Annotated in this window: 28 protein-coding genes and 1 riboswitch; of the genes, 16 read left to right on the top strand and 12 right to left on the bottom strand. The window is 35.9% G+C overall.

Annotation, left to right across the window (positions count from 1 at the left end):
* Nucleotides 1–37: 37 nt before the first annotated feature.
* The 4 genes from AC1DMU_RS09530 to AC1DMU_RS09515 form a co-directional block, all read right to left on the bottom strand.
* Nucleotides 38–865, bottom strand: a complete 828-nt coding sequence (locus tag AC1DMU_RS09530) for a CAP domain-containing protein (protein WP_000747605.1) — start codon at nucleotides 863–865, stop codon at nucleotides 38–40.
* 465 nt (nucleotides 866–1,330) lie between these two features.
* Complete coding sequence (locus tag AC1DMU_RS09525) at nucleotides 1,331–2,659, bottom strand: (Fe-S)-binding protein (RefSeq protein ID WP_088062555.1); 1,329 nt, start codon at nucleotides 2,657–2,659, stop codon at nucleotides 1,331–1,333.
* The gene (gene glcD, locus AC1DMU_RS09520) at nucleotides 2,656–4,068 is read right to left on the bottom strand and encodes a glycolate oxidase subunit GlcD (protein WP_088062557.1); all 1,413 of its coding nucleotides are present in this window, start codon (nucleotides 4,066–4,068) and stop codon (nucleotides 2,656–2,658) included. The genes AC1DMU_RS09525 and glcD overlap by 4 nt, the downstream gene beginning before the upstream one ends.
* A gap of 117 nt (nucleotides 4,069–4,185) precedes the next feature.
* Nucleotides 4,186–5,301 carry a CdaR family transcriptional regulator gene (locus AC1DMU_RS09515; protein ID WP_088062558.1) on the bottom strand — a complete coding sequence of 372 codons (1,116 nt, stop codon included), beginning with the start codon at nucleotides 5,299–5,301 and terminating at the stop codon, nucleotides 4,186–4,188.
* A 136-nt stretch (nucleotides 5,302–5,437) separates the two neighbouring features.
* Here AC1DMU_RS09515 and AC1DMU_RS09510 point away from each other — a divergent pair, with 136 nt between their 5' ends.
* The 9 genes from AC1DMU_RS09510 (at nucleotide 5,438) to AC1DMU_RS09470 (ending at nucleotide 13,594) form a co-directional block, all read left to right on the top strand.
* Nucleotides 5,438–6,412 carry a YncE family protein gene (locus tag AC1DMU_RS09510; protein ID WP_097906771.1) on the top strand — a complete coding sequence of 325 codons (975 nt, stop codon included), beginning with the start codon at nucleotides 5,438–5,440 and terminating at the stop codon, nucleotides 6,410–6,412.
* The gene (locus tag AC1DMU_RS09505; protein ID WP_088062562.1) at nucleotides 6,405–7,076 is read left to right on the top strand and encodes a response regulator transcription factor; all 672 of its coding nucleotides are present in this window, start codon (nucleotides 6,405–6,407) and stop codon (nucleotides 7,074–7,076) included. The genes AC1DMU_RS09510 and AC1DMU_RS09505 overlap by 8 nt, the downstream gene beginning before the upstream one ends.
* Before the next feature lie 3 nt (nucleotides 7,077–7,079).
* A complete protein-coding gene (locus tag AC1DMU_RS09500; RefSeq protein ID WP_000494801.1) occupies nucleotides 7,080–8,480 on the top strand; it encodes a sensor histidine kinase in 1,401 nt (466 codons plus the stop codon).
* A gap of 227 nt (nucleotides 8,481–8,707) precedes the next feature.
* A complete protein-coding gene (locus AC1DMU_RS09495; RefSeq protein WP_255256195.1) occupies nucleotides 8,708–9,397 on the top strand; it encodes a FadR/GntR family transcriptional regulator in 690 nt (229 codons plus the stop codon).
* Nucleotides 9,398–9,565: 168 nt separating this feature from the next.
* Complete coding sequence (locus tag AC1DMU_RS09490; RefSeq protein ID WP_000869144.1) at nucleotides 9,566–10,285, top strand: (Fe-S)-binding protein; 720 nt, start codon at nucleotides 9,566–9,568, stop codon at nucleotides 10,283–10,285.
* 16 nt (nucleotides 10,286–10,301) lie between these two features.
* Nucleotides 10,302–11,723, top strand: a complete 1,422-nt coding sequence (locus tag AC1DMU_RS09485) for a LutB/LldF family L-lactate oxidation iron-sulfur protein (RefSeq protein WP_000061936.1) — start codon at nucleotides 10,302–10,304, stop codon at nucleotides 11,721–11,723.
* Entirely contained in the window at nucleotides 11,723–12,433 is a 711-nt protein-coding gene (locus AC1DMU_RS09480) for a LutC/YkgG family protein (protein WP_000147203.1), read from the top strand. Before AC1DMU_RS09485 ends, AC1DMU_RS09480 begins: the two co-directional genes overlap by 1 nt.
* 112 nt (nucleotides 12,434–12,545) lie before the next feature.
* Nucleotides 12,546–13,268 (top strand): prepilin peptidase, encoded by a 723-nt coding sequence (locus tag AC1DMU_RS09475; RefSeq protein ID WP_000495731.1) that lies wholly within the window; start codon nucleotides 12,546–12,548, stop codon nucleotides 13,266–13,268.
* A 14-nt stretch (nucleotides 13,269–13,282) separates the two neighbouring features.
* A complete protein-coding gene (locus AC1DMU_RS09470; RefSeq protein ID WP_048545036.1) occupies nucleotides 13,283–13,594 on the top strand; it encodes a cyclic-phosphate processing receiver domain-containing protein in 312 nt (103 codons plus the stop codon).
* A gap of 27 nt (nucleotides 13,595–13,621) precedes the next feature.
* On the opposite strand, the gene AC1DMU_RS09465 is transcribed toward AC1DMU_RS09470, so the two are convergent.
* From AC1DMU_RS09465 to phaQ, 7 genes are all read right to left on the bottom strand, one after another.
* On the bottom strand, nucleotides 13,622–14,473 hold the full coding sequence (locus AC1DMU_RS09465) for a formate/nitrite transporter family protein (RefSeq protein WP_048545034.1): 852 nt from the start codon (nucleotides 14,471–14,473) through the stop codon (nucleotides 13,622–13,624).
* 201 nt (nucleotides 14,474–14,674) lie between these two features.
* Entirely contained in the window at nucleotides 14,675–15,469 is a 795-nt protein-coding gene (locus AC1DMU_RS09460; protein WP_000383317.1) for a TerC family protein, read from the bottom strand.
* Between the two features lie 90 nt (nucleotides 15,470–15,559).
* Nucleotides 15,560–15,725, bottom strand: a riboswitch (yybP-ykoY riboswitch).
* Between the two features lie 38 nt (nucleotides 15,726–15,763).
* Nucleotides 15,764–17,083, bottom strand: a complete 1,320-nt coding sequence (locus AC1DMU_RS09455) for a TrkH family potassium uptake protein (RefSeq protein ID WP_087984798.1) — start codon at nucleotides 17,081–17,083, stop codon at nucleotides 15,764–15,766.
* Between the two features lie 114 nt (nucleotides 17,084–17,197).
* Nucleotides 17,198–17,383 carry an alpha/beta-type small acid-soluble spore protein gene (locus tag AC1DMU_RS09450; protein ID WP_000241212.1) on the bottom strand — a complete coding sequence of 62 codons (186 nt, stop codon included), beginning with the start codon at nucleotides 17,381–17,383 and terminating at the stop codon, nucleotides 17,198–17,200.
* A gap of 147 nt (nucleotides 17,384–17,530) precedes the next feature.
* Nucleotides 17,531–17,974, bottom strand: coding sequence for a MaoC family dehydratase (locus AC1DMU_RS09445; protein WP_001067916.1), 444 nt, complete (start codon nucleotides 17,972–17,974; stop codon nucleotides 17,531–17,533).
* Nucleotides 17,975–18,075: 101 nt separating this feature from the next.
* Nucleotides 18,076–18,600 (bottom strand): polyhydroxyalkanoic acid inclusion protein PhaP, encoded by a 525-nt coding sequence (phaP, locus tag AC1DMU_RS09440; RefSeq protein WP_000448583.1) that lies wholly within the window; start codon nucleotides 18,598–18,600, stop codon nucleotides 18,076–18,078.
* 42 nt (nucleotides 18,601–18,642) lie between these two features.
* Nucleotides 18,643–19,095: a poly-beta-hydroxybutyrate-responsive repressor gene (gene phaQ, locus AC1DMU_RS09435; RefSeq protein WP_000903018.1), complete on the bottom strand. Its 453-nt coding sequence runs from the start codon at nucleotides 19,093–19,095 to the stop codon at nucleotides 18,643–18,645.
* Between the two features lie 199 nt (nucleotides 19,096–19,294).
* Here phaQ and phaR point away from each other — a divergent pair, with 199 nt between their 5' ends.
* From phaR to AC1DMU_RS09410, 5 genes are all read left to right on the top strand, one after another.
* Nucleotides 19,295–19,777, top strand: a complete 483-nt coding sequence (gene phaR / locus AC1DMU_RS09430) for a polyhydroxyalkanoic acid synthase subunit PhaR (RefSeq protein ID WP_088062564.1) — start codon at nucleotides 19,295–19,297, stop codon at nucleotides 19,775–19,777.
* 153 nt (nucleotides 19,778–19,930) lie between these two features.
* A complete protein-coding gene (locus AC1DMU_RS09425) occupies nucleotides 19,931–20,674 on the top strand; it encodes an acetoacetyl-CoA reductase (protein ID WP_000250411.1) in 744 nt (247 codons plus the stop codon).
* Between the two features lie 82 nt (nucleotides 20,675–20,756).
* Entirely contained in the window at nucleotides 20,757–21,842 is a 1,086-nt protein-coding gene (gene phaC, locus AC1DMU_RS09420) for a class III poly(R)-hydroxyalkanoic acid synthase subunit PhaC (RefSeq protein ID WP_000206842.1), read from the top strand.
* A gap of 94 nt (nucleotides 21,843–21,936) precedes the next feature.
* Nucleotides 21,937–23,130, top strand: a complete 1,194-nt coding sequence (locus tag AC1DMU_RS09415) for an NAD(P)/FAD-dependent oxidoreductase (protein WP_088062565.1) — start codon at nucleotides 21,937–21,939, stop codon at nucleotides 23,128–23,130.
* 24 nt (nucleotides 23,131–23,154) lie between these two features.
* A complete protein-coding gene (locus tag AC1DMU_RS09410) occupies nucleotides 23,155–24,504 on the top strand; it encodes a TrkH family potassium uptake protein (RefSeq protein ID WP_088062567.1) in 1,350 nt (449 codons plus the stop codon).
* A 38-nt stretch (nucleotides 24,505–24,542) separates the two neighbouring features.
* Here AC1DMU_RS09410 and AC1DMU_RS09405 read toward each other — a convergent pair whose 3' ends face one another.
* A complete protein-coding gene (locus tag AC1DMU_RS09405) occupies nucleotides 24,543–24,878 on the bottom strand; it encodes a DUF3905 domain-containing protein (RefSeq protein ID WP_000725963.1) in 336 nt (111 codons plus the stop codon).
* A 146-nt stretch (nucleotides 24,879–25,024) separates the two neighbouring features.
* Between AC1DMU_RS09405 and AC1DMU_RS09400 the strand changes: the two genes are divergently transcribed.
* Nucleotides 25,025–25,177 (top strand): hypothetical protein, encoded by a 153-nt coding sequence (locus tag AC1DMU_RS09400; protein ID WP_000240799.1) that lies wholly within the window; start codon nucleotides 25,025–25,027, stop codon nucleotides 25,175–25,177.
* 228 nt (nucleotides 25,178–25,405) lie between these two features.
* Entirely contained in the window at nucleotides 25,406–26,482 is a 1,077-nt protein-coding gene (locus AC1DMU_RS09395) for a putative 2-aminoethylphosphonate ABC transporter substrate-binding protein (RefSeq protein WP_000750887.1), read from the top strand.
* The last annotated feature ends 14 nt before the right edge of the window (nucleotides 26,483–26,496 follow it).

Here is a 26,496-nt window from a genome sequence, read left to right as displayed (position 1 = left end):
AGAGTCTTCTCATTATGAGAAGACTCTTTTAATCTATTTACTTCGTAATAAATTGTTGTGTCCAGTAGTTGCCGCTTTCTACATAGCCAACACCGATGTGAGTGAAGCCGTTATTTAAGATGTTTGCACGGTGTCCAGCACTGTTCATCCAAGCTTGTACTACCTCTTCAGGTGTACGTTGGCCTTGAGCGATGTTTTCACCTGCAGATGTATAAGAAATACCAAATTTCTTCATCATGTCAAACGGAGACCCGTATGTAGGGCTGTTATGATCAAAGTAGTTATTCTTCTGCATATCTTCAGATTTAACACGTGCTACTTTGCTTAATTCAGTATCGATTTTTAGTGCTGGTAAGCCTTGTTTTGCACGTTCAGCGTTTGTTAATTCAACAACACGTTGTTCGAATTCGCTTAAAGATTTTGCTTCTTCAGCAGGCTTTTGCTCAGCAGGTTTTTGTTCAGCTGGTTTTTGAGTATTGTTGTTTTCAGCAGGTTTTTGAGCTTCTGGTTTTTGAACTTCTTCAGCAGGCTTTTGTTCAACTGGTTTTTGCTCAGCAGGCTTTTGAGTTTCTGGCTTAGCTGTTGGTTGCTCAGTTACAACATTTTCAGTTGGTTGTTGACCAGGAATAATGCAATTTGGTTGGAAGTTTCCTTGTTGCCATTGTGCTAATGATTCCACGCCCATAGATTGTAAGAATGCTTGTAATTCTTGTTGGCTCATTTGCTTCATCATCACTTTTGAATGCTGAATATTTTGAACCTTTACGTTAGATGGTTGTACTGTTGCAGCTTGTGCATCTAGAGAAGATACTCCTAAAGTAAGAGCCGTTGCAGCAGCTACAGATAATAAAACACGCTTTTTCATGATGTGTGTCCCCCTATATAAAGTTTTAATTTGTTTTCACACGATTTGTTTTTGACAGCCTGTCTGACTGACAAATTCATCGTAGCATAGATTTTGTGAGAAAAAAGATGGAAAAAAATTCATAGACTTAAAATTTACCTAATTTATCCTAAGAGGGGAAAAGAGGAAAAATAAGAGAAACATAGAGTATAAAAGGAATTTTCAGCATTTTTATACTTGGTTTTAAGAGGGGTATTTTGGATGAATTTACCTAAACAGAAAATGAAGAATCCTATTGTATCAATGGTTTGAGAGTTTTTTTTAGGAATATACTGGATTGATTTTTACAAAACTGTAATGTATCTGTTGTTCTTTTTTATAATAAAGTAACATATTTTTAATATTGTAGCGGACAAAAAAGCGGCTATCTCTTTACATAGACGAAGGAGATAGCCGTTTTCCTATTATTACGTATGTTACGAGTTATTACGAGTTGGTTTCAATTGCTTCTAATAATAAATCTACAATGTGAATTCCTCTCATTTTATGAGAAAGTCCTTCTCGTTCAATGCCTAATTTCATTTGTAGTAGACAACCTGGATTTGCAGTAACAATAGTTGCTGCTTCTGTTTCATGTACACGGTCCATTTTATAATCTAGAAATTCCATGGATAGTTCTGAATGAACAATATTGTAAATACCAGCAGAACCACAGCAGCGATCCGCATCTTTCATTTCACGATATGTTGCGCCTTGAATTGCTTCTAGTAACATACGAGGTTCTGAAGATGTTCGCATAACATTGCGTAAATGACAAGAGTCTTGATACGTAATAATTTGCGATGGAAGTCGTAAGTCATTTCGTTTATGGAAATCTAGTTCTACTAGAATAGCAGTAATATCTTTAATTTTAGAAACAAACTGCTTTGCGCGTTCAGCCCACTGTGGATCATCTTTTAAAAGATAATCGTAGTCTACGAGGTAAGCTCCGCAACCACCTGCATTCGTAATAATATAGTCAATATTTAAATCTTCGAATGCTTTTATATTTCGTTTCGCTAATTCTTTCGCTCCGCTCTTTTCACCAGCATGCCCATGTAATGCACCGCAGCAACTTTGTGTTTTCGGAATAACGATATCACAACCAGCTAACTGAAGAAGTTTCATTGTTGCGTTATTTGTTTCTAAAAACATCGTATCCATTAAACAGCCTGTGAAGAATGCAACTTGTTTCTTTTTTGTACTTTCAGCAGGTAAAAATGCAGGACGATCTTTCATTGCTTTCATTTTAGGGACTTTTGGTAAAACGAGATCCATTGTTGCAAGTGTTTCAGGGAATAACTTCATAATACCCATTTTATGTGTTAGTGTTTGTAAACCAGAACGTTGGTAAAATCCGATTAACCCTGTTAATGTTCTCATTCGATTTTGATGCGGGAAGAGCCCTTCAAAAACGACTTTACGAACGGCTCTCACTGGCACCGAGAACTTTTTGTTTTGATTAATAATATTACGAGCTTCTTCTAATAAATGTCCGTAATTTACACCTGATGGACAAACAGGTTCACAAGCACGGCAGCCAAGGCAAACATTCAATGTATTTTCAACATCTTCATCTGGTTCAATTAAACCGTCAACGACCGCTTTCATTAATGCAATACGTCCTCGTGGTGAATGTGATTCTTTATATCCAGATTGAATGTAAGTAGGACAAGTAGGTAAACAGAAACCGCATCGCATACAGTTTAGTAGTTCATCTTCACTTAATCTTTCTTTAAATTCTTTTTGAATGTTTTCTTTATTTAATGTTGTCATCGCTCAACCACCACTCTTTTGCGAGTGTCTTTCGCGAACATCTTGCCAGGGTTCATAATGTTATTTGGATCGAAGGCTTGTTTAATTCCTTGCATGGCAGCAATACCTTCTTTACCTAATTTCATTTCTAAATAAGGAGCTTTCATCGCACCAATACCATGTTCACCAGTAATTGTGCCACCAAGTTCAATTGCTTTCGCAAATATTTCAGCAAAAGCTTGTTCAGCTCGGTGCATCTCTTCTTCATTACGAGCATCTGTCATACAAGTTGGGTGTAGGTTGCCATCGCCAGCATGCCCAAACGTACAAATAGGAATATTATATTTTTTTGCAATGGCATTAATAGCTTCAACCATCGGAGCTATTTGTGAGCGTGGTACCGTTGCATCTTCTAATATTGTAGTAGGTTTTAATCTTGCAAGTGCTGATAGTGCACTACGGCGAGCTGTCCGAAGCGCATCTGCTTCCGCTTCATCTTTTGCAATGCGAACATCGACTGCATTCATAGAGCGGCAAACGTTAGCCATTTTTTCAATATCTCGATGGACAACTTCAGGTGGACCGTCTTGTTCAATTAATAAAATTGCTTTTACATCAGTTGGTAAACCGATTTGTGCAAACTCTTCTACTACTTCAATTGTCGGCTGGTCTAAAAACTCAAGTGTCGCTGGAATGATTTTATTTGCAATAATAGAAGAAACAGCACGTGCAGCTTCATTAATATCTTCATATAGTGCAAGCATCGTTTTCTTCGTTTCAGGCATAGGAACAAGTTTTAATATTGCTTCTGTTACGACGCCAAGTGTTCCTTCAGAACCGATAAATAAACGAGTTAAATCGTAACCGGCTACATCTTTTGCTAATTTACCGCCAGTACGAATAATATCGCCATTTGGTAAGACAAGTTCAAGACCCATCACATAATCACGTGTTACGCCATATTTTAATCCGCGTAATCCACCTGAGTTTTCATTAATGTTACCGCCGATTGTAGAAATTTTCATCGAGCTTGGATCTGGTGGATAAAATAAACCTTTTTCTTCTACCGCTTTAATAATATCAAGTGTAATTACACCAGCTTGTACAGTAATTGTTAAATTCTCTTCATCAATTTCTAAAATGTTATTCATATGGCGGAAGATAAGGACGATACCGCCTTCAAGTGGACATGTCCCCGCGCAAAGGTTTGTTCCAGAACCACGAACATATACAGGAATTTTGTGAGTGTTACATATTTTTAACACTTCAGCTACTTCATTTGTATTACGAGGAGCAATGACTGCATCAGGCATTGCTTGGAAGTTTGGAGTGGCATCATAACTATACGTTAAACGCCCCATATTGGATGTATCTACATTATCTTCACCAACAATGGATACGAATGAATGAATAATTTGCTTTTCTAACATTGGAAATCCCCCTCAAACTGTTAACGTATTTAGTCATCATAAAAAACGTTGTAACAGTGCTTTCATTATAATGATAAAAAAGTTGAGGGATTCTTTCTATGTATAATCATCTAAAGATTAATCTTTTTTATCATTCTTTTTTGTTTGATTATCTAATAAGAGGAGCGAGAAGTATAAAATGTTTAAGTCTTTGAATTGTTTCGGGTCAAGTCCTGTATGCTCCTCAATCTTTTTAAGTCTGTAATGCAATGTGTTAATGTGTATATGTAATTGTTCAGCTGTTTGTTTATAGGATTGGTTATAATCAATAAATAAGCGTAAAGTGTGCATAAGCTCAGGAGATGATAGTAAGTTTTCGATAGTACGCCTTAGAAACTGTTCCCGCGTTTCAGCAGAAATATCTTGTAAGCACATTTCTAAACGTAAATCTTCATTAAATACAATTTTTTTCGTTTCAAGTGATACGGAAAGAGCTTGTAATGCTTGTTCGTACGATAAGTTCATATTGCTTGGTGTAACGGATTGTCCAATCCCAATATATAAAGGAATAGAAAACAAAGTTTCACAGTCTTGTTTTAATCTTTTTAAAAATTGATACGTTTGCTCTTTGGAGTTTGTGGCTGTAAATAAAATGAATCGATCATTTCCCCAACGAACAAATAGATGCTCCTTTGTTAATAGATTGCGTACGTGTTGCCAAATCTTACGCTGAAGCATCGTGTCATTTTGATCGATAGAGAACAAAATAAGTTGTTTCTTCTTATATAAATCAATACCAAGTGTTTTTGCGCGATCGAGAAAGCTTGGAGACCAGTCTGTATTTTGAAGCCAATCAAAGACAAATGCTTCATAAGAACGGTGTTCAAGTTCTAGTTGTTCTAAAAAGTAGTTTTCGTGAATGAGTAGTTCGGTCATTTTACGTAATATTTCTCCGTATTGTGAAATGTTTTCAGGTTCGCCTGTAATTCCAATGACACCAATTACTTCGTCATGAAATAGTAAGGGGAGGTTCATACCCGCCTTTACGCCTTGCAAACGTCGTTCATCTTCTTTTGTAATAATGACAGTTTTCTTTTGTTTCGCGCATCGGAGTGCACCTTCATGAAATTGGCCGATTCTTTCTACATCTGTACTTGCGATAATAACGCCTTGTATATTAATGATAATGATATTTTCTTTAATTAATCTGCGTACTTCTCGTACAATTTTATTCGCTAAATCAGGAAAAAGCATAATTTGCACACCTCAAATTCTATTTGTTGTACATTATATATGTAAATGAAGTAAGAAAGGAAAATTTCACAATTTCCACACATTTATTTGTTATTTTACAATTATAACGAAATCATCCGAAGATGGAGGGAATCTTTTGAGAAAGTATGTTTTTCTTCTCTGTTTTTTATTTCTATTAGTAGGGTGTCAAGGAAGTTCATATACACCGATTGCTAAAGATAAAAGTGTTATTATAACAACGAATATAAAAGAAGGTAGTATTAGTTTTGTTGATGAAAAAACTAAAAAGTTAATTACGACATGGGAACTTAATGAACCAATGGCAGGAGTTGCACTACTTCCAAACGGTGAGGACATACTTGTATATGGCAAGCAGTTAGAGTACATGTATGTATATTCACTAGCAGAAGGAAGGCAAGTGGACAAATATAAAACGGGAAAAGGCATTGTAAATGTGATTGTATCCGAGGATAAAAAACAATTATTTGCTGCCGATCAAACTGCCCAAAAGGTAAGGTTCTTTACGATAAAAGGGAAAGAGACAGGGAGTGTATCAACAGGAAAAGGACCAATTACGATGGTAGAGCACGATAACCAGTTATCTGTATTAAACTTTTATGATACGAAGCTAACGACCATTGATACAAAGAAAAAAGAAGTGATACAATCCTTTATGATTCCCCCAGCATCAACGGGAGCGACAATTAGCCCAGATGGGAAAGAAATATGGATTGGCGGACATGGTGATGGAAATCAAGTCAATGAAAAAGTATTAGTGTATTCATTGCAGAGCGGAGAAATGGTACGTTCTTTACATGCTCCGTTTATGCCTGTGAATATAACGAAGGATAATAAGAATGTATATGCATTAAGTCACGGTTCGAATACGCTTAGAAAGTTTGATGTTAGCACGTATAAAGAGGTGGCTTCTGTAGAAGTAGGATCGAATCCATTTGCATTTTTGAAGAGCGGAGCAGAAGGATACGTAGCAAGCTATGATAGTGATGAAGTGTGTGTCATGGATATGAAGAGCTTGAAAATAAAACGAACAATTAAAGTCGGAAAAGGGCCGTTTCAACTCATAGAGAGGGAAGGGAAGGACAATGAGTAAATATAGGGTGCTAGTTGTAGATGATGAAAGTGATATGAGGCAGCTTGTTGGAATGTACTTAGATAATTTCGGATACGAGTGGGGAGAAGCTGAAAATGGAAAAGAGGCTCTAAAAAAATTAGAGACTGATCATTATGATTTCGTTGTATTAGATATTATGATGCCAGAGATGGATGGACTTTCAGTTTGTAAAGAAATTAGAAAAACGTCGGATGTACCAATTATATTTTTAACAGCAAAAGGTGAAGAGTGGAATAGGGTGAACGGCTTGCGTATGGGAGCAGATGATTATATTGTAAAGCCTTTTAGTCCTGGAGAACTAATTGCTCGTATGGAAGCTGTGCTAAGACGTTATACAAAGCAAGAGCAACAAGAAGAGATTCGGTTTGGACCGATACTTATTAATGAAAAAAGTAGGAAGATTGAGGCTGATGGTGAGCCGATTTCTCTTACAGTAAAAGAGTTTGATTTACTCTATTTTCTTTGCCAACATACGGGACAAGTATTTAGCCGGGAACAATTGCTGGAAAAGGTATGGGGATATGATTATGCCGGAAGTACAAGAACAGTGGATACGCACGTGAAAACGATGCGTTTGAAGCTTGGAGAAAGTGGAAACTACATTCAAACGGTTTGGGGTGTAGGCTATAAATTTGAGGTGTAACGTATGTTTACGATGGTACAGAAGCTTTGGCTTACAGTAGTATGTGCAGTATGTGTAACAGTTTCCTTTCTTTATTTTGTATCTTTATACTCGTATGAAAAACTATACGTTGATAATTTAAAAGATTCATTAGTAATGGAAGGGAAACGTCTTGCTGCGCAATATGATAAGCGTGAAGGAATAGCAACTTTTGAAGAGAAAGTAAGAGCATTTGATCAAATATCTAGTTCAGATGTTCTTTTCGTATCTAATCCGCGTGATTTAAGCGCGTGTTTACCTTTTGATGTGCATCATCATTCTCTTATAAGTGAAGGGGACAGGCAAGCATTATTAGATGGAAAAACTGTGACAAAGATAGGGTATGAGGAACATTTTGACCGAAATATTATGGGGGTTGTCATCCCTGTTTTAGAAAATAAAAAGTTAGTTGGCATTGTATATTCTTATATTCCTTTAAAAAGTATAAAAGACTTAATATATGATATGGGCCTTATTTTAGCACCATTAGCACTTGCTATGACTTTACTGACAATATGGATTGGTAGAAAGATTATTATTGCTATTACGAGACCGCTTTCGCAAATGGAACGAGTTGCCAATCATTTGGCTACGGGAGATTTCTCAGAACGGATTACAATTTCTTCCGAAGATGAAATTGGACGATTAGGAAAAGCATTTAATAAAATGGCAAATTCTTTAGAGACAGAAGACGTAAAGCGTAAGGAATTTTTAGCTAACGTTTCGCATGAACTAAGAACACCGCTTAGTTATATAAAAGGATATAGTGAAGCTATTTTAGATGGTGTAGCGAAGGGACCACAGCAGGAAAAAGTAACACAGCTCATTCATAAAGAAGCGGGTCGTATGCAGCGTCTCGTTCATGATTTATTAGATTTAGCACAATTAGAAGGTGAACATTTTCCGTTAAAGAAACAACCTATCGTTTTTTCACAACTGATTGAAGATGTGTTAGATACGTATGAGATTAAGTTTATAGAAAAGAAAATTCGTATTTCAACAAATTTAAATCCAGAAATCATTGTAATGATTGATGAGGATCGTATGCAACAAGTGCTTCATAACGTGTTAGATAATGCGATACGGTATACAAATCAAAATGGGGATATTGTGATAACACTCAGGCAGATAGATGATTACTGTGAATTAAACATAAAAGATACAGGAATCGGTATTGAAACAGAGCATTTAGAAAATCTTGGTGAACGTTTTTACCGCGTTGATAAAGCGAGAAGTCGTCAACATGGTGGAACAGGTTTAGGCCTTGCCATTGTCAGACAAATTGTTCATATACATGATGGACAGTGGCGAATTGAAAGTGAAAAAGGGCATGGAACGACGGTTAGTATTAAATTGAAAATACAAGTTGAAGAAAGCATGTTCTAACGTGAAGGACATGCTTTTCTTCATGAGTGCAATGAATAGAGGAATAAATATAAATTAATATCAAATAAATATTAAAAATTTGACGATTTTATGAACAAAACATTTGTACTTCTTACCAATTCGTTCTAAAATAGTTATGATGCAAAGTTCTTATAAATCGTTTCAATTGTTGTTTGGAAGATACTGAGGTGATTTAACTGGAGTACAAATCTATTAAACCGAAAAAGATTTACGAAGAAGTATCTGAAGCTATTTTAACAATGATTAAAAATGGTACGTTAAAACCTGGTGACAAACTACTTCCTGTACATCAATTAGCTGAGCAGTTTCAAGTGGGTAGATCTGCTGTTCGTGAAGCGCTAAGTGCGCTAAGAGCAATGGGCTTAATTGAGATGAAACAAGGAGAAGGTACATATGTGAAGAATTTCGATTCTTCTTCATTAACAAAATCATTAAACAATAAATTATTAATGAAGAAAGAAGATATTTTAAACTTATTAGAAGTACGAAAGGTGCTTGAAGTGGGGGCAGTTCGAGCAGCTGCGGCAAAACGTACGGAAGATAATTTGCAAAATATGAAGCATTGGTTAGATGAAATGGTAAAGAGCATTGGAGATGAAAAGGCTGGCGAAAAAGCAGATTTTCAGTTCCATATGGGAATTGCGGAGTCTTCGCATAACAACATTTTGCTTGAACTCATGAATCATGTTTCAGAGATGATTGCTGAAACGATTGGTGAATCAAGACGCATTATTTTATATGGTGAACAAACAACATCAGAACGACTTATAGAAGAGCATCAAGTTATATATGATGCAGTGTTAAAGCAAGATGTAGAATTAGCGCAGCAAGCAATGCTAGATCATTTAACAAATGTAGAACATATTGTCACAGGTAAAAACGATATAAATTCGTAATTTAATCTTTTAAAAATCAAATTTTTTGATAAAATAGAGAAAGATTAAGTAAGCGTTTTCTTTAGAAGAGGGAGAGGATAGGCCATGGTTGAGCCTACTTCTTCTTTCCTTAGTCATCTGATGACCATACGTTTGTTGGTGGAGTTGTAAAAAGGGGGAGTAATAATTATGAAAGTTACTTTATTTGTTACTTGTTTAGTCGATATGTTTGAAACAAACGTCGGCAAAGCAACAGTTGAAGTGTTGGAGCGTTTAGGTTGTGAAATTGAATTTCCAGAAGCACAAGTTTGTTGTGGTCAGCCTGCTTATAATAGCGGCCATGTAGAAGCAGCAAAAGAAGCGATGAAACATATGATTGAAACTTTCGAAGATGCAGAATATATCGTTACACCATCTGGTTCTTGTGCGACAATGTTTCATGAGTATCCGCATGTTTTTAAAGATGATCCGAAGTGGGCTAAACGTGCACAAAAGGTTGCTGATAAAACATATGAATTTACACAATTTATTGTAGATGTTTTAAAAGTGACAGATGTTGGTGCAAGCTTACCAGGGATAGCTACTATTCATAAATCTTGTCATATGACACGCCTGCTTGGAGTAAAAGAGGCACCAGGAATTTTATTATCAAACGTAAAAGGATTAACTGTGAGAGAACTGCCAAACGAACAAAATTGTTGTGGGTTTGGGGGAACGTTTTCAGTGAAGATGACTCCAATTTCTGAGCAAATGGTAGATGAGAAGGTAGATAGTGCAATGGAAACAGGTGCTGATTATTTAATCGGTGCAGATTGTGGGTGTTTGTTAAACATTGGCGGGCGTATTGAGCGTTTAGGAAAAGAAATAAAAGTAATGCATATTGCTGAGGTACTAAATAGTCGCTCATGAAGGGGGAACATAAGCTATGTCTATGAAAATCAGTGAGAAAAAATTTAATGATCGCGTTGGCGATGGAATTCAAGATTCTTTTATGCGCGGAGCAGTATCTTCTGCGCAAACGCGCTTATATACGAATCGCTTAAAAGCAGCGGAAGAATTAGGAAATTGGGAAGAGTGGCGTGAACTAGGTGAACAAATTCGCCAACATACGTTAGAAAATCTTGATTATTACTTAATGCAGTTAAGTGAAAATGTATCAAAAAGAGGCGGACATGTGTACTTTGCGAAAACGAAAGAGGAAGCAGCAAAGTATATTCAAGACGTTGCAAAAAAGAAACAAGCGAAGAAAGTTGTAAAATCAAAATCAATGGTAACTGAAGAAATTAGTATGAATCATGCCCTTGAAGAGATTGGTTGTGAAGTGTTAGAAAGTGACTTAGGAGAGTATATCTTGCAAGTAGATAACGATCCACCTTCACATATTATTGCGCCCGCACTTCATAAAAACAGAACGCAAATTCGTGATGTATTTAAAGAAAAGCTTGGCTATGAAAATTCTGATGATCCATATGAAATGACAAAGTTTGTTCGTAAACAACTTCGTGAGAAATTTATGGATGCAGAAATTGGTGTGACAGGTTGTAACTTTGCAGTTGCAAATACTGGCTCTCTTTGTTTAGTAACGAATGAAGGTAATGCCGATCTTGTTATGTCGATTCCGAAAACTCAAATTGCAGTAATGGGTATGGAACGTATGGTTCCGACAATGGAAGAATTAGATGTTTTAGTTGGTTTACTATGTCGTAGTGCAGTAGGGCAAAAATTAACAAGTTATGTAACTGTAGCGGGACCAATCCAAGAAGAGGAAGTAGATGGACCAGAAGAATTCCACTTAGTTGTTGTTGATAATGGCCGCTCTCAAATTCTTGGGTCTGAATTCCGCTCAGTATTGCAATGTATTCGTTGTGCTGCTTGTGTTAACGTATGTCCTGTATATCGTCACGTTGGTGGACATTCGTATGGTTCTATATACTCAGGACCAATCGGTGCGGTATTAACACCACTTTTAGGTGGATACGATGATTACAAAGAGCTTCCATATGCCTCTAGTTTATGCGGAGCGTGTACAGAAGCTTGTCCAGTAAAAATACCATTGCATGATTTATTATTAAAACATCGTCAAGTAATTGTTGAGCAAGAAGGTCGTGCACCACTTGCAGAAAAATTAGCAATGAAAATGTTTAGTATGGGTGCATCTTCAGCAGCTTTATATAAAATGGGATCAAAAATGGCGCCAGCAGCAATGAGTCCATTTACATCGGGCAACCGTGTATCAAAAGGTGTTGGGCCACTTAAAAACTGGACAGATATTCGTGAATTCCCGGCTCCAAGTAAAGAACGATTCCGTGATTGGTATAAAGATCATAAGAAAGGCGGGGACAAATAATGACAGGATTAATTCAAAACCGTGAGTCCTTTCTAGATAATATTGCAAAAGAACTTGGACGTGAGCGGAAAACGGAAGGCGTAAAGCGTCCAGCATGGAAAAGTAATGTGAATGTAGAAACGCTAAAAGATTATTCAAAAGAAGAATTGTTAGAAGTATTTAAAAATCAATGTACAAACATTCATACAACTGTAGTGGAAACGACAAACGACCGTTTACGTGAAGATATTCAAAAAGTAATCGTGGAAAACGGCGGGGGACCTATTATGTTATCGGCAGACGAACGTTTTGATTCTTATGGATTGACTTCTTTATTTAAAGAAGAGCTTCCAAAGCAAAATGTTGAAGTGAATGTATGGGATCCTGAGAAAAAAGAAGAGAATATGCGTATCGCAGAAAGAGCGAATATTGGAATCGCATTTAGTGATTATACTTTAGCTGAATCTGGTACGATTGTTGTACAAAGTCATAAAGGCCAAGGTCGTTCTTTACACTTTTTACCGACTGTATACTTTGCTATTATTCCACGTGAAACACTTGTGCCTCGTATTACACAAGCAGTTCAGGATATGAACACACGTGTAGAAAATGGCGAGGCAGTAGCATCTTGTATTAACTTTATTACAGGACCTAGTAACTCGGCAGATATTGAAATGAATCTTGTTGTCGGAGTACACGGACCATTAAAAGCAGTATATTTCATCGTATAAAAGAGGGGAAAGCAGGCCAGAAAATGGCCTGCTTTTTTAATAGAATAGAAATAATATGAAGTAGAATTTCTCTCCTTTTTTTGCTATGTTCTTCTGGAAAGGAGAGGAAGGGATGTTCACTTATTTATATGCATTGTTAGTGGGGATGGTGTTTGGTTCTTTTTTTATGTTAATTGCGATGAGAGTACCACTTGGTGAGTCTATCATTACCCCGCGTTCACATTGTCATTATTGTAAGTATGTGCTAAAGCCAAAAGAATTGATTCCAATCATTTCTTTTTGTATACAAAGAGGACGTTGTACGAATTGTAAGAGGAAAATTTCAATTTTGTACGTAGTATTTGAACTTGTAACAGGAATGATATTTCTTCTTACTGTATATATGATTGGGGTGGAACGGGAGCTTATCATCATTTTATCGCTTTTTTCTCTACTTCTTATTATTTCAGTTACAGATTACATATATATGTTAATCCCCAATCGTATTTTAGCTTGGTTTGCCTGTTTACTCATTTTAGAATGTGTTTTTGTGCCGTTAGTGACTTGGACAGATAGTATAGTTGGTAGTGGCGTTATATTCATTTTGTTATATTGCATGCAAAAGATATATCCAGAAGGGCTTGGTGGAGGAGATATAAAATTACTTTCGTTACTTGGATTTATAGTGGGACTGAAAGGGATTTTTATGATCTTATTTTTAGCATCTTGCTTTAGTCTTTGTTTCTTTGGAGTTGGTATAGTATTAAAACGTATGAAAATGAGGAGCCAAATTCCGTTCGGTCCTTTTATTAGCCTTGGGGCAATATGTTACATGTTGGTTACGTATACAAAATAGAGAGAGGATAGAACATGAATGTATATATGGATGATCAAAGAAGTTGTCCGTACGGGTATGTGCCCGCTACTACAGTAGAATGTGCCTTGCAAATGGTTCGGGATTATGATGTGAATATTCTTTCCCTTGATTTTAATATGGGATGGGGGAAAAGAAATGGATTAGATTTTGTAGAGGCTTTTTGTAAAGAGGGTTTATATGTAAATGAAATTCACCTTCATACGAATGATGTCATCGGTATGCACAAGATGAAACAGAGAATTAATAAGGGAAAGGAAGAAGGAGAAATTAATCCGCACCTTGTTGTTAAATATGTGGGGAGCTAAAAACTCCAAAGTTTTACTTTGGAGTTTTTAATGTTTCATATGTGCTTGTAACGGAATGATTTCTTCTTGTTGAGCCGCTACTAATTCAGTTTCTTCTTGTTTCACGTCAGGTACTTTCTTTGTTAAGTAATGGTATACCATGCCGACAAAGACGGACCCGCCAATAATGTTACCGATTGTAACTGGAATTAAGTTATGAATAGCACCTGCAAAAGAAATTGTCTCCGGATGCGGTGAAACTAAAGATAGAGCAAACAGTGATAAGTTTGCAATGCTATGCTCGTAACCAGATAAGAAGAATGTGAAAACGAGTAGCATCATCATCATAATTTTTGCTGTATCACCTTTAACTTGAGAAGGTAAGAAACACGCAAGACATACAAGCCAGTTACATAAAATTGCTTTAAAGAATAATTGCATTGTAGGTGTATTCATTTTTCCTTCTACTACTTTATTCATGAAATGGCCGTGATCAATTGCTTCGAAAATTCCAGTTGCATAAAATAGTAAGGCAAAGAATAAAGCTCCAGCTAAATTCCCTGCATAACAAGCGACCCAGTTACGAAGTGTATCAGAAATCGTTGTTTCTTTTCTTAAAGTTGCTACAGTAAAGTACATTGTGTTTCCAGTAAACAATTCAGCACCGCCATATATAATAAGTACGAGGGCAATTCCGAAAAACATAGAAGCAGCTAAATAAGTTGCCGGTGAATCTGCAATGTGAAAAAAGTTACCTAATTTAAAACATAGTACAATAATAAAACCGATATAAATACCCGCAAGTGCGGCACGAATGAAATATTGCATCGGGTTTGTATCTAGCATTTGTTTTTTGCTCTTAGCCAGTTTGACAACATAATCTATTCCTTGCTCTAGCATGAGTAATACGCTCCTTTAGTACATCATCTATAAATACTCCTTATATGAATAAAGTACATGGAATTGTTCTTAGTTTCAATAAGTTTGTGCAATGTTTCACAAAAAGGACATACATATATCAAGAAAACGCTTACAAATGGTAGTATAATAGAATTTTTTCTGGACATTGAGAGGGGAAGGGAAAAAGAAAAAGCGCTGTAATTACAGCGCTTTTTCGTCTAAATTCTTTTCTACTTTTACTTCTACTTCTTTCGAGAAGAACCAACCGCCAACTGCGATTCCGACTAATACAATCCAGAATGTAAGCTTCCATAGTGTAGATTCTGGGAATGAATGCGGAATTACATTTAATGCAGGGTGCGCTAATGTATAAACTGCTAGTTTCACACCAACCCAACCTACAATTAAGAATGCTGCAGTTTCAAGTCCTGGTTTACGTTTTAAGATTTGTACGAAAGCAGTTGCTGCAAATCTCATGATGATTAACCCGATAAGTCCACCTACAAAGATAACAACGAATTGCCCAGTATCAAGACTACCAATTGTACCTAATCCTGTTTTTGGTAAAGTCATTGCTAACGCAACTGCAGCTAAAATTGAATCAACTGCGAAGGCGATATCAGCAACCTCAACTTTAAATACAGTCCACCAAAAGTTCTCTTGTTTTTTCTTTGCTTCTTTTTCTTCTGTTTCTTCATCCGTATTCTTTTTAACATACGTTTTAAATAAGTGATTACCAGCTATAAACATAAGGTAAATGGCACCGATTGCTTGCACTTGCCATACGTCGACTAAGAACGAGATCATAAATAACGATCCGAATCGGAAAACAAATGCCCCCGCTAATCCGTAAAATAATGCTTTCTTTCGTTTTTCTTCTGGTAAATGTTTTACCATAATTGCAAGAACGAGAGCGTTATCAGCCGCTAAAATCCCCTCTAGTGCAATTAGGATGAGTAATACCCAACCATACTCCAATAATAATGATACATCCATGTACATTCTCCTCTCATTTCTATAAGTACTAAATAAGTGAAGAATTTCCCCACTATTTAGTTTCCCCATACTCCTGCCTATTAACTTTGGAAGAATTTGGAAATTAATACAAAAAAGACCTCTGCCGTTAATAGGCAAAGGTCTTGCTAGACATATGTAATGAAAATGCCAACAAAGCCGGAAGAACTAAGTTCTACGTAATGACGACTTTGTTTCCAAGAAATATTCTTGGACGCTACTCCCCTTTGGAGATATGCTATTGTACTCTCATTATATGGATAATGTATACGGTTGTCAACCTGTTAAAATATCTTCATTCGGATATTTTATTTTTCGGTTCTTTTTACGTGCAAATGAAAAAGCCAATGTTAAAGGTCCCATTTTCCCAAAAAACATCATAAAGATGATAATAGCTTTTCCGATCATAGTTAAGTGTGGTGTGAAATTCATACTGAGACCGACAGTCCCAAATGCTGAAAATACTTCGAAAGCACTCATCAATAGAGGAACTCGCTCAGTAATACTTAAAATTAAAATAGCAAAAAAGATAAATGAAATGGAAATAATAGTGATGGTCAATGCTTTGACAATGAGAGTATCTTTAATAGATTTTTTAAAAACGACAATATCATCTTGTTCTTGTAAAAATTTAAATACCCCAAAAAACATGATTAAAAATGTTGTTAACTTAATTCCACCACCGGTTGAAGCACTACCAGCGCCAATAAACATAAGGAGCATCATTAATAGTAGGGAAGGCTTTGATAATGCAGAAATATCAACTGTATTAAACCCGGCAGTACGAGTTGAAACCGCCTGGAAATAAGCGGCCATTCCTTCTTCAAATGGGGTAAATCCTCTCATAGAAAGGGAATTGTGGAACTCGAATATAAAAATAAAAACAGTCGCAATAATATTGACGATTAGAGTAGAAGAGAGCATAAGTTTTGAGTGTAATGTAAGGTTTTTAAAATTTTTCTTTCTTTTTATATCTACGATTACTGTAAAACCAATCCCACCTAAAATAATGAGGGAGGAAATAACGAGATTGACAAGAATGCTATGAGAATGGGACATTAAATTATCGCTCCACACAGAAAAACCAGCATTGTTAAAAGCAGAGATCGAATGAAAAAAGCTATAATAGATTCCTTTAGCAATCCCGTATTTTGGTACCCATTCAAAAGAAAGAATCAAAGTAGCGATACATTCGACTGTAAAAGAGAATAAAAATAATGCTTTGGCAAGACGAATGACACCACCAATGTTCGTTTGGTTTAACGCTTGTTGCAGTAAAATTCGGTTTTGAAGACCAATTTTTCTGCCGAGCATAATCGCAATTAAAACGGCAAAGCTCATAATGCCAAGTCCCCCTACTTGTATAAGCGTTAAAATGACACACTGTCCAAACAAAGTAAATACTTTTCCGGTGTCTACAACACCAAGCCCAGTAACAGTACAAGCAGAAACTGTTGTAAATAAAGCGTCGATCCATGAAATAGAAGTTGTTGTAGCAATTGGTAGTTTTAATAAGCATGTACCGATAACTGATAACATAATAAAAGACAAAGTAAGAACACGGGGAGGACTCATGCTAATATTAATCCGTTTCATGTCACATATCGTTCCTTTCAGTTTGCTCTTACTAGTATGTGAAAAAGCACGATTATGTATGTTAAAAATAGAAAGAGGCAGAGAATATCTGCCTCTAAGCCATAGGTTATTGTATTATCCACGTAATTGTTGTTGAGCTAAAGCGACTAGTCGTTTCGTTACTTCACCGCCAACTGAACCGTTAGAACGAGATGCTGTATTAGAACCTAAGCTAACACCGAATTCTTGTGCGATTTCATATTTAAATTGTTCAAGCGCTTGTTCTGCACCTGGAACTAGTAATTTGTTTGTTTTTACCATGTTGATACACATCCTTATGAGTAGTCCAATTCAGCTAAATACTTATCTAAACTGGTAACGTTATTTTATGTGGAAACGACGTACTCATACGCGGAAGTAATCGGTGTGATTAGAAGTTATTGGATAGAAAAAAGAGTAGCAAATTTGCTACTCTTTTTTCAGTATTGTCGCTGTACCTTCCACGACAATATCATCGGATTGATTATATATGTTTGTTTGCAACGTAATGATTTTTTTATCGTCTCGTTTTTTAATGACTTCTGCCACAACGCGAAGTGTATCACCGATTTTGACAGGAGCACGGAATGAAACGTTTTGAGATAAATAAATCGTGTTTTTGCCAGGGAGTTTCGTTCCAAGAATCGTCGAAATGAAACTGGAAACGAGCATGCCATGAGCAATACGTTCTTTAAACATTGTCGTTTTTGCAAAAGAATCTAAAATATGAATAGGATTCACATCTCCAGTTAATTTTGCAAAATTAATAACGTCCTCATCCGTAATAGTTTTTGTAAGGGATGCTTGATCACCGACTTGAATCTCATCATAACGAAGCTCCGGAACAGTTTGTGCTTCTTGAAATGGATTCATTTTGGCCTCCTTCTTTTCCATATCGAAAAATGCTAGCCATCTTGATGTAGTAGGAGGAAGAAAGAGTTTTGTTTGTGCTGCAGTTAGCTCCCACATTTTTCTTACTTGATGGAAGTAAATAAATTTTTTGAGTTTTCCTCGAACTGCTTTGCGAGTTCTAGTTGTTTGGACTTGAACTCTCCCAAAAAAACTTCTAACTGTTTTTGAACCTCTTCACGTTGTAATTGTTGTTGTTCAATAAATTGTTTTGTTGTTTCTTCAAATTGACCGCTAGTTTGAGTAAGAATAGACAAAGATGTTTTCGTAGGAGAAACAGTCAGTTGGTGCATTTGATTAGAAAGTTCATTCCATTTCCCTTGCCACTCGTTAATTTGATCATTTAAGGAGTTTCCAGTTAATTGCTTCACGTAATCTGTATATTGGTTATTGAACTGAGCAGTGAATTGTTGTAGTTCTTTTTCTAGTTCATCTACTCCTGATGTTAATTTATGCAAAGCGTCTTGTTGTTGTTTTAAAGTTTCTAAAGTAAGTTGCTCTAATTGTTTCCCAGCTGAAGAGAAGAGGGAAAGAGATTGAGACCAGTTTTTCCAAAATGCATCGACTAATTCGTATGGTTTAGTTTCCATTGTTTGACCTCCAAATGTTTTTTTGCATATTGTGAACGCAGATTACTCTGCTGTACCACCAGGTGAAGATGAAGAATCCTTTTCATCCTTTTCTGGAGAAGTAGAAAATGGAAAGAACGCATTGGTGTATAACGTAAAAAACGTCCGCAACATATTTTGATAATGTTCAAAAGAAGTTGCACATGTTGTTAAATATTGCTCTCCATATTCTGTTAAAGAATAAATTCGTTTCGCTGGCCCGCCTTCACTTGTATCCCAAGTGGAAGAAATGAGATTTTCTTTTTCTAACTTGCGCAATGTTCTATACACATTACCTTGGTCAACAGAAGAAAAGCCGATGTCCATTAGCATTTGAATGAGTTTGTAACCATGAAGACTCCAGTCTTTTAGACAGAGAAGTAAGAAAGGAACTAAGAAGTTTTTGGGCATGGAGTTTGGTTGTTTCGCTTGGTTTTTTTCCAAACTTTCTGGGTGTTCTGGTTCATTATGTAGCATGATTGTGCATCACCTCATGAATCAGTTAGATGGAATTTTTTTGCTTATAAGTGCAATTTACACCTATCTGTTTTTAATGTCAACAAATTTATCGGAAAATAAAGAAAAATAAAATATAGACTTGAAGTTTTATTCAGAATATTAGAAAATAGTGAATAGGTTGAATTGTTTCAAAAACGAAAAAGGGAGTGTAGGCGAAGTGATTGATCAAAAATTCGATCCATTGCAAGCATGGAAAAATGCTTATGAACAAACCGAAACATTTTGGGGAAAAGCGCTCAATGAAACAATTAAAACAGAAGAATATTCTGCTTGGATGGGCAGCGTTCTAGATTTGAATTTGTTTTATCAAAAAGCATTAAATGATACGACAAAAAATTATTTAGAACAGGTGAATGTGCCGACGAGAGAGGATATCGCTAGAGTAGCTACGCTTGTTATCAATTTAGAAAATAAAGTTGATAACATTGAGGAGATTCTAGAAGAGAAAGTGGATTCATTAGGACAAGCTCCTACATTAAAGCGTGATGTTACGAAAGTAAAACAAGATATTCGCACGCTAGAAACGAAAGTTGATCAAATTTTAGAGTTACTAGAAAAGCAAAATGCAGTACTAGCGAAATTACAAGTACCTGCAAAAGAAGAAGTAAAACCTACGAATAAGCCGGAAAATAAAAAATGATAATAGCGTTTGTTTATAACGTGTAAAAGGGAAGGGGAGAATCTCTTTTTCATGTATAAACAACGAAACATAATTAATATATGGACTCTATTAATATGAGTACCAAAATGATTCATAACAATCGTTCACAAATTCATTTAAGGGGGAAAAGAAATGGTTCAATTAAATGGCAAAGTAGCAATCGTAACAGGTGGGGCAAAAGGAATTGGAAAAGCAATTACAGTAGCATTAGCACAAGAGGGAGCAAAAGTAGTTATTAACTATAACAGCAGTAAAGAAGCAGCTGAAAACTTAGTAAATGAATTAGGAAAAGAAGGACATGACGTTTATGCAGTTCAAGCGGATGTTTCGAAAGTAGAAGATGCAAACAGACTTGTAGAAGAAGCTGTGAATCATTTTGGTAAAGTTGATATTCTTGTTAATAATGCTGGTATTACAAGAGATCGTACATTCAAAAAATTAAATCGTGAAGATTGGGAGCGCGTAATTGACGTGAACTTGAGCAGTGTATTTAATACAACAAGCGCGGTACTTCCATACATATCGGAAGCAGAAGAAGGAAGAATCATTAGTATTTCTTCTATTATTGGCCAAGCTGGTGGATTTGGACAAACAAACTACTCTGCAGCAAAAGCAGGTATGTTAGGATTTACAAAATCATTAGCATTAGAGCTTGCAAAAACAAATGTAACTGTAAACGCAATTTGCCCAGGATTTATTGATACTGAAATGGTAGCAGAAGTACCAGAAGAAGTACGTCAAAAAATCGTTGCGAAAATCCCGAAAAAACGTTTTGGTCAAGCTGATGAAATTGCAAAAGGTGTAGTATACCTATGCCGTGACGGTGCATATATCACAGGTCAGCAATTAAACATTAACGGTGGATTATACATGTAATGAAGCGAGAAAAAAGTGCATATCCATAGCAGGAATGCACTTCTTTTTTTAGAAATAAATCGACCGAAAAGGAGATAGAAAAATGACTACATTCGTAACGGAATGGGAAAAGCAATTGGAGTTGTACCCAGAAGAATATCGTAAAGCATATCGCCGTGTGAAAAGAGCGAGCGAAGTTTTATTGCGCGAACCAGAACCACAAGTTGGTTTAACACCAAAAGAAGTTATTTGGACGAAGAATAAAACGAAGCTGTATCGTTACATTCCAAAACAAGAAAAAACACAGAGAGTTCCAATCCTATTAATATACGCGCTTATTAATAAACCGTATATTATGGATTTAACTCCAGGAAATAGTTTAGTGGAATATTTAGTAGATCGTGGTTTTGATGTGTATATGCTTGATTGGGGCACATTTGGTTTAGAAGATAGTCATTTGAAATTTGATGATTTCGTGTTTGATTATATTGCAAAAGCAGTGAAGAAAGTAATGAGAACTGCGAAATCGGACGAGATTTCTTTACTTGGTTATTGCATGGGTGGAACGCTAACTTCTATTTATGCAGCACTTCATCCGCACATGCCAATTCGCAACTTAATCTTTATGACAAGTCCTTTTGATTTCTCTGAAACAGGATTATACGGTCCTTTATTAGATGAGAAATACTTCAATTTAGATAAAGCGGTTGATACATTCGGAAATATTCCGCCAGAAATGATTGATTTCGGAAATAAGATGTTAAAACCAATTACAAACTTTGTCGGTCCATATGTCGCTTTACTCGATCGTTCAGAAAATGAGCGCTTCGTTGAAAGCTGGAAATTAGTTCAAAAGTGGGTTGGTGACGGTATTCCATTCCCAGGTGAATCGTATAGACAATGGATTCGTGATTTTTATCAAAATAATAAATTAGTGAAAGGTGAACTCGTTATTCGCGGACAAAAGGTAGACCTTGCAAATATTAAGGCGAATGTCTTAAATATTTCTGCGAAACGTGATCATATCGCCCTGCCATGCCAAGTAGAAGCTTTGCTAGACCATATTTCTAGCACAGATAAACAATATGTATGTTTACCAACGGGACATATGTCGATCGTTTACGGTGGAACAGCGGTAAAACAAACATATCCGACGGTTGGAAATTGGCTGGAGGAGCGTTCTAATTAAAAATAAAAAGTCCAACTAGCGTATGTTAGTTGGATTTTTTTATGGGAAATAACAAAAGATAGAAAGGAGAAATTTATATTTTAGGAGTATAATTATGAAACTTATGACTGGTAAGTTGTTTTGGAATACAGGAGTTTCTATACCTTGTTATCCATCATTAGAAAATGATATGATATGTGATGTGCTTGTAGTCGGAAGCGGAGAAGCAGGTGCTCATATAGCATATTCGTTAGCAAAAATTGGAATGCGTGTTACGCTCATTGAAAAACGAGCAATCGCATGTGGTAGCACAGCTGCTAATACAGGTTTACTACAATTTCTTCATGATAAATCGCTAACCTCATTTATCCATACATTTGGTGAAAAAAAGGGGGTACGAGCATATAAGCTTTGTTACGAAGCGCTACGAACAATGGAGCAAGTTGTACCGACTCTCGATATTGATCCCCAGTTTATTCCGCGAAGTAGTTTGTATTATGCAAGTAGAAATGAGGATGTATCGTTTTTACAAGAAGAATATAATACGTTACGCCATTATGGATTCCCGGTTGAATATTTTACCGATTCACATATGAAGAAGAAGTATTCATTTATAAAACAAGCAGCGTTATATACGCATGGTGATGCCGAAGTGAATCCGTATTTATTAGCGCATAGCCTTTTGCATAAAGCAAATCAAATGGGAGCTACTATACTTGAGCATACAGAGGCCATACATATAAAAAAACGCCAAAATGATTTAATTTGTTACACGAAAACAGGAAATCAAATTGTAGCAAAGAATATTATTATGGCGACAGGTTATGAAGCACTTTTCGGAAAGAAAGAAAAAAATACAACAGTGGAAACATCATATGCAGTGGTGACAAATAAGGTAGATTCATTTGAAGGCTGGCATGAACAATCATTAATTTGGGAAACAGCACGGCCTTACTTATATTTTCGAACGTATCAAAACCGTATTATTGTAGGCGGATTAGATGAAGCGATGCAAATTCAAACAATTGGTGATACGAAATTATTGCATAAGCGTGATATCCTTATTAACATTGTAAAAGAGATGTTCCCGCAGTATAAGAATATACAGGCAGAGTACTATTGGGCGGCAGCATTTGGCGGTAGTCATGATGGTCTCCCTATTTTAAAAGAAGACAAAGAGATACATAATTTATTTTACGCATTGCCATATGGAGGTAATGGAACTGTGTATGGAATGGTATTTGCCAAATTATTTGAGCAGTTATTTACAAATAAAGAAAGTGAAGATTTTTCTTTATTTAATCGATAGAAAAAAAGGTAGCGAAGTGATGGAATGAGAGATATAAAAAAATTTTTACAAAAATTACGTCCTGTACAACTCATTGTTTTATTTTATTTATTAGCAGTAGTTGTATCGGTGATATTGCTTAGTTTCCCGTTTGTTACGAAGTCTGGTGTGAAATGGACATTTATCGATGCCCTCTTTACATCTGTTAGTGCGGTAAGTGTTACGGGACTGTCTGTTGTTACAATTTCAGATACATTTACTACGGCAGGAATTATTATGTTAGCCCTTATTTTACAATTAGGCGGCTTAGGAATTATGGCACTTGGTACGTTTGTTTGGATTATAACGGGGAAAAAGATCGGTTTGCAGAGAAGAAGACTCATTATGGCAGACCATAATCAAGGGAATTTATCAGGCCTTGTAGAATTGATGCGTTCTATTTTAATTGTAATTATTTCGATAGAACTTATCGGAGCGATACTATTAGGTACAAGATTTCTACTTTATTTTCCAACTTGGCAAGAAGCTTATTTTCACGGTTTCTTTGCCGCTGTTAGTGCAACCACGAACGGCGGATTTGATTTAACTGGACAATCACTAATTCCGTACAAAAAAGATTATATTGTGCAAATGATTCATATGTTACTTATTGTTTTAGGAGCGATTGGCTTCCCGGTGTTAATGGAAATAAAGCAATTCTTTAGTAAAAGGCGACAGCAATTATTCCGCTTTTCGTTATTTACAAAATTGACGACAACAACATTTTTTGCCCTCGTTATCGTTGGAACCATTATGATTTTTTTACTAGAACGAAATCAATTTTTAGCAGGAAAGTCATGGCATGAAACAGTTTTCTATACATTATTCCAATCTGTGACGACGCGAAGCGGTGGACTTGCTACAATGGATATACGTGAATTGTCACAACCGACGCTTTTATTTATGAGTATATTAATGTTTATAGGGGCATCTCCAAGTTCGGTTGGGGGCGGAATACGTACAACAACATTTGCTGTTAGTATATTATCGTTATACACTTTTGCAAGAGGTGGAAGAACGGTTAGAGTCTTCAAACGTCAGTTACATGAAGAAGACGTGCTAAAAGCATCTGTCGTTATGACGATGGGGATTTTATTATGTGCCACAGCACTCTTTATTTTATCTATTACGGAAAATGTACCGCTTATGAGTTTAATTGTTGAAGTGTGTTCTGCTTTCGGAACGACAGGGCTATCGACAGGTATTACGCCAGATTTAACAACTGTTGGTAAACTTGTACTCATTGTACTTATGTTTATTGGGCGTGTCGGTATTTTAACATTTATACTGGCTAGTGGGGGAAGAGAACAGCCACCTCGCTATAAATACCCGAAAGAGAGAATTATTATTGGATAGTATGAAACCATTCTACCTATGTGAGGTAGAATGGTTTTTTAGTCGTTAATGCCAAATTGCGGATGCATAAAAGCCTCATTCTTATTATCCACTTCTTTTTTTAGCAACTCTTGATTTTCTTCTGAAATCCACCCAATATCATTTGTAGGATGAATCCATTCTTCTCCAGCCATAATGGCAGGGTCTACTTCATCAGTCCAATTGTGAAGTGGACTATTCTCGGAATCATATTTACTGTCTCCGATTACGACGTCATATTGATTTATGAAAGGTTGTTGCATCTTCTTTCCTGTTCCTTTAAAAGATGGGAAATTCATTTGATGCGGGAGCGTTTCATCTAAAATTGGTGACTGGATTTTATCTTTCTTCTTCAAAATAATCGCCCCTTTTCTAATGTTTTTTTCATAGGTAGTATTTCCATCTAGCGGCCTTATGTACTTGTTAACACTTGCCAGTAATAATTATTTAATGTTGTTTCAAACTAGAGTAGAAAGTGAATTCTTGAGAGCAGGTGAATGTATTGGTAAAAAGAAAAGTGAAACAAAATGCGGCAATCAACAATAATAAAACTCCGAAAGAAAGCTTACCAGATGCAGAATTTGCATTAGAGTATGAAGGAGAAAATAGCGCGAAGTATGCAAATCGTAATTCAAAAAAAGGTAAACAAAAATGAGGCGTTTTTTACAAACGCCTCATTTTTTTGTGGGATTATAAAGGTTTTTTTAATTATTTGTAAATTTAGTGTTCATTATTAGCAGAAAAATGCGAAAAAACATAGAAGTAGCAACGTATTACACAAAAACAAACAACAAACAAAAGATTAATGTTGGTTTAATACTGCTTTTACACTAGTTGTTTATATTAGAGTTGTACATAAGATTTATAAAAGGAGAGAGAGACAGTGAAAAAAACAATCTTTAAAGCTGTAGCAACTGGAATGGTATTTTCGTTATTAATGGGGTGTGGTGCAAAGAAAGAAGAAAGTGCTGGGGCAAAAGTAAAGGATGATAAATTATCTGGATCATTAACTGTTTACACAGCGATTGAAGAAGAACTTGTACCAATTTATCTTGATTCTTTTAAAAAGAAATATCCAGATGTGAAACTGAACATTGTTCGTGATTCAACTGGAGTTATTACAGCGAAATTGCTAGCTGAAGGAAAAAATACACAAGCAGATGTTGTATGGGGAACAGCAGCGTCTAGTCTATTAGCTTTAGATAAAAAAGATATGTTAAAAGGATACTCTCCAAAAGGAGCGGATCGTGTTCTTCCGCAATTTAAAGATGATAAGCAACCAGAAAAATGGGTAGGTAATACGGCATTTATGACGGGGATTGCTATAAATAAAGAAGAATTAAAGAAGAAAAATTTACCGATGCCAGAATCATACGAAGACTTAACGAAACCAGAATATAAAGGAACGCTTGTTATGCCACATCCAGCTTCTTCTGGAACAGGATTTTTAACAGTTTCTGCATGGTTACAAATTATGGGTGAAGATAAAGGCTGGGATTACATGAAGAAACTTCATGATAATATGGCAACTTATACTCATTCAGGTTCAAAACCAGCGAAATTAGCAGGCGCAGGTGAATATCCAGTTGGCGTATCAATGGTTTATAGTGCTTTGAAAGAGAAACAAAAAGGTGCACCAGTTGAAGTTGTATTGCCGAAAGAAGGATTAGGTTGGGAAGTAGAAGCGAACGCACTTATTAAAAAAGATAATGCAAAAAATGAAAAATTAGCGCAAGCATTTTTAGATTGGGCAATTACTGATGATGTAATGAAGTTATACTTCGAGAAAAATGGATTCGCGACAATTAAAAATGATTATAAACTTCCAGATGGATTCCCTAAAGATGTGACAGAAAAGTTATACAAAAAGAATGACTTTAAATGGGCAGCAGAAAATCGTGACAAAATTTTAGAAAAATGGGAAAAAGAGTTTGGCCAAAAAGCAGAACCGAAAAAGTAAGTGAGTGGGAGAGA

It is taken from the genome of Bacillus sp. 01N45 (assembly GCF_056399205.1).
This window is presented reverse-complemented; position numbering and strand designations above follow the sequence as displayed.

Bases quoted from the DNA above. Each gene is read 5' to 3' on its own strand.
- glcD (WP_088062557.1), bottom strand. From the start codon at position 4,068: ATGTTAGAAAAGCAAATTATTCATTCATTCGTATCCATTGTTGGTGAA.
- AC1DMU_RS09445 (WP_001067916.1), bottom strand. From the start codon at position 17,974: ATGAATCCATTTCAAGAAGCACAAACTGTTCCGGAGCTTCGTTATGAT.
- AC1DMU_RS09425 (WP_000250411.1), top strand. From the start codon at position 19,931: ATGGTTCAATTAAATGGCAAAGTAGCAATCGTAACAGGTGGGGCAAAA.
- AC1DMU_RS09450 (WP_000241212.1), bottom strand. From the start codon at position 17,383: ATGGTAAAAACAAACAAATTACTAGTTCCAGGTGCAGAACAAGCGCTT.
- AC1DMU_RS09415 (WP_088062565.1), top strand. From the start codon at position 21,937: ATGAAACTTATGACTGGTAAGTTGTTTTGGAATACAGGAGTTTCTATA.
- AC1DMU_RS09475 (WP_000495731.1), top strand. From the start codon at position 12,546: ATGTTCACTTATTTATATGCATTGTTAGTGGGGATGGTGTTTGGTTCT.
- AC1DMU_RS09455 (WP_087984798.1), bottom strand. From the start codon at position 17,083: ATGAAACGGATTAATATTAGCATGAGTCCTCCCCGTGTTCTTACTTTG.
- AC1DMU_RS09470 (WP_048545036.1), top strand. From the start codon at position 13,283: ATGAATGTATATATGGATGATCAAAGAAGTTGTCCGTACGGGTATGTG.
- phaP (WP_000448583.1), bottom strand. From the start codon at position 18,600: ATGGAAACTAAACCATACGAATTAGTCGATGCATTTTGGAAAAACTGG.
- AC1DMU_RS09500 (WP_000494801.1), top strand. From the start codon at position 7,080: ATGTTTACGATGGTACAGAAGCTTTGGCTTACAGTAGTATGTGCAGTA.
- AC1DMU_RS09480 (WP_000147203.1), top strand. From the start codon at position 11,723: ATGACAGGATTAATTCAAAACCGTGAGTCCTTTCTAGATAATATTGCA.
- phaC (WP_000206842.1), top strand. From the start codon at position 20,757: ATGACTACATTCGTAACGGAATGGGAAAAGCAATTGGAGTTGTACCCA.
- AC1DMU_RS09490 (WP_000869144.1), top strand. From the start codon at position 9,566: ATGAAAGTTACTTTATTTGTTACTTGTTTAGTCGATATGTTTGAAACA.
- AC1DMU_RS09410 (WP_088062567.1), top strand. From the start codon at position 23,155: ATGAGAGATATAAAAAAATTTTTACAAAAATTACGTCCTGTACAACTC.
- AC1DMU_RS09485 (WP_000061936.1), top strand. From the start codon at position 10,302: ATGTCTATGAAAATCAGTGAGAAAAAATTTAATGATCGCGTTGGCGAT.
- AC1DMU_RS09525 (WP_088062555.1), bottom strand. From the start codon at position 2,659: ATGACAACATTAAATAAAGAAAACATTCAAAAAGAATTTAAAGAAAGA.
- AC1DMU_RS09460 (WP_000383317.1), bottom strand. From the start codon at position 15,469: ATGGATGTATCATTATTATTGGAGTATGGTTGGGTATTACTCATCCTA.
- AC1DMU_RS09505 (WP_088062562.1), top strand. From the start codon at position 6,405: ATGAGTAAATATAGGGTGCTAGTTGTAGATGATGAAAGTGATATGAGG.
- AC1DMU_RS09465 (WP_048545034.1), bottom strand. From the start codon at position 14,473: ATGCTAGAGCAAGGAATAGATTATGTTGTCAAACTGGCTAAGAGCAAA.
- AC1DMU_RS09530 (WP_000747605.1), bottom strand. From the start codon at position 865: ATGAAAAAGCGTGTTTTATTATCTGTAGCTGCTGCAACGGCTCTTACT.
- AC1DMU_RS09515 (WP_088062558.1), bottom strand. From the start codon at position 5,301: ATGCTTTTTCCTGATTTAGCGAATAAAATTGTACGAGAAGTACGCAGA.
- phaQ (WP_000903018.1), bottom strand. From the start codon at position 19,095: ATGCTACATAATGAACCAGAACACCCAGAAAGTTTGGAAAAAAACCAA.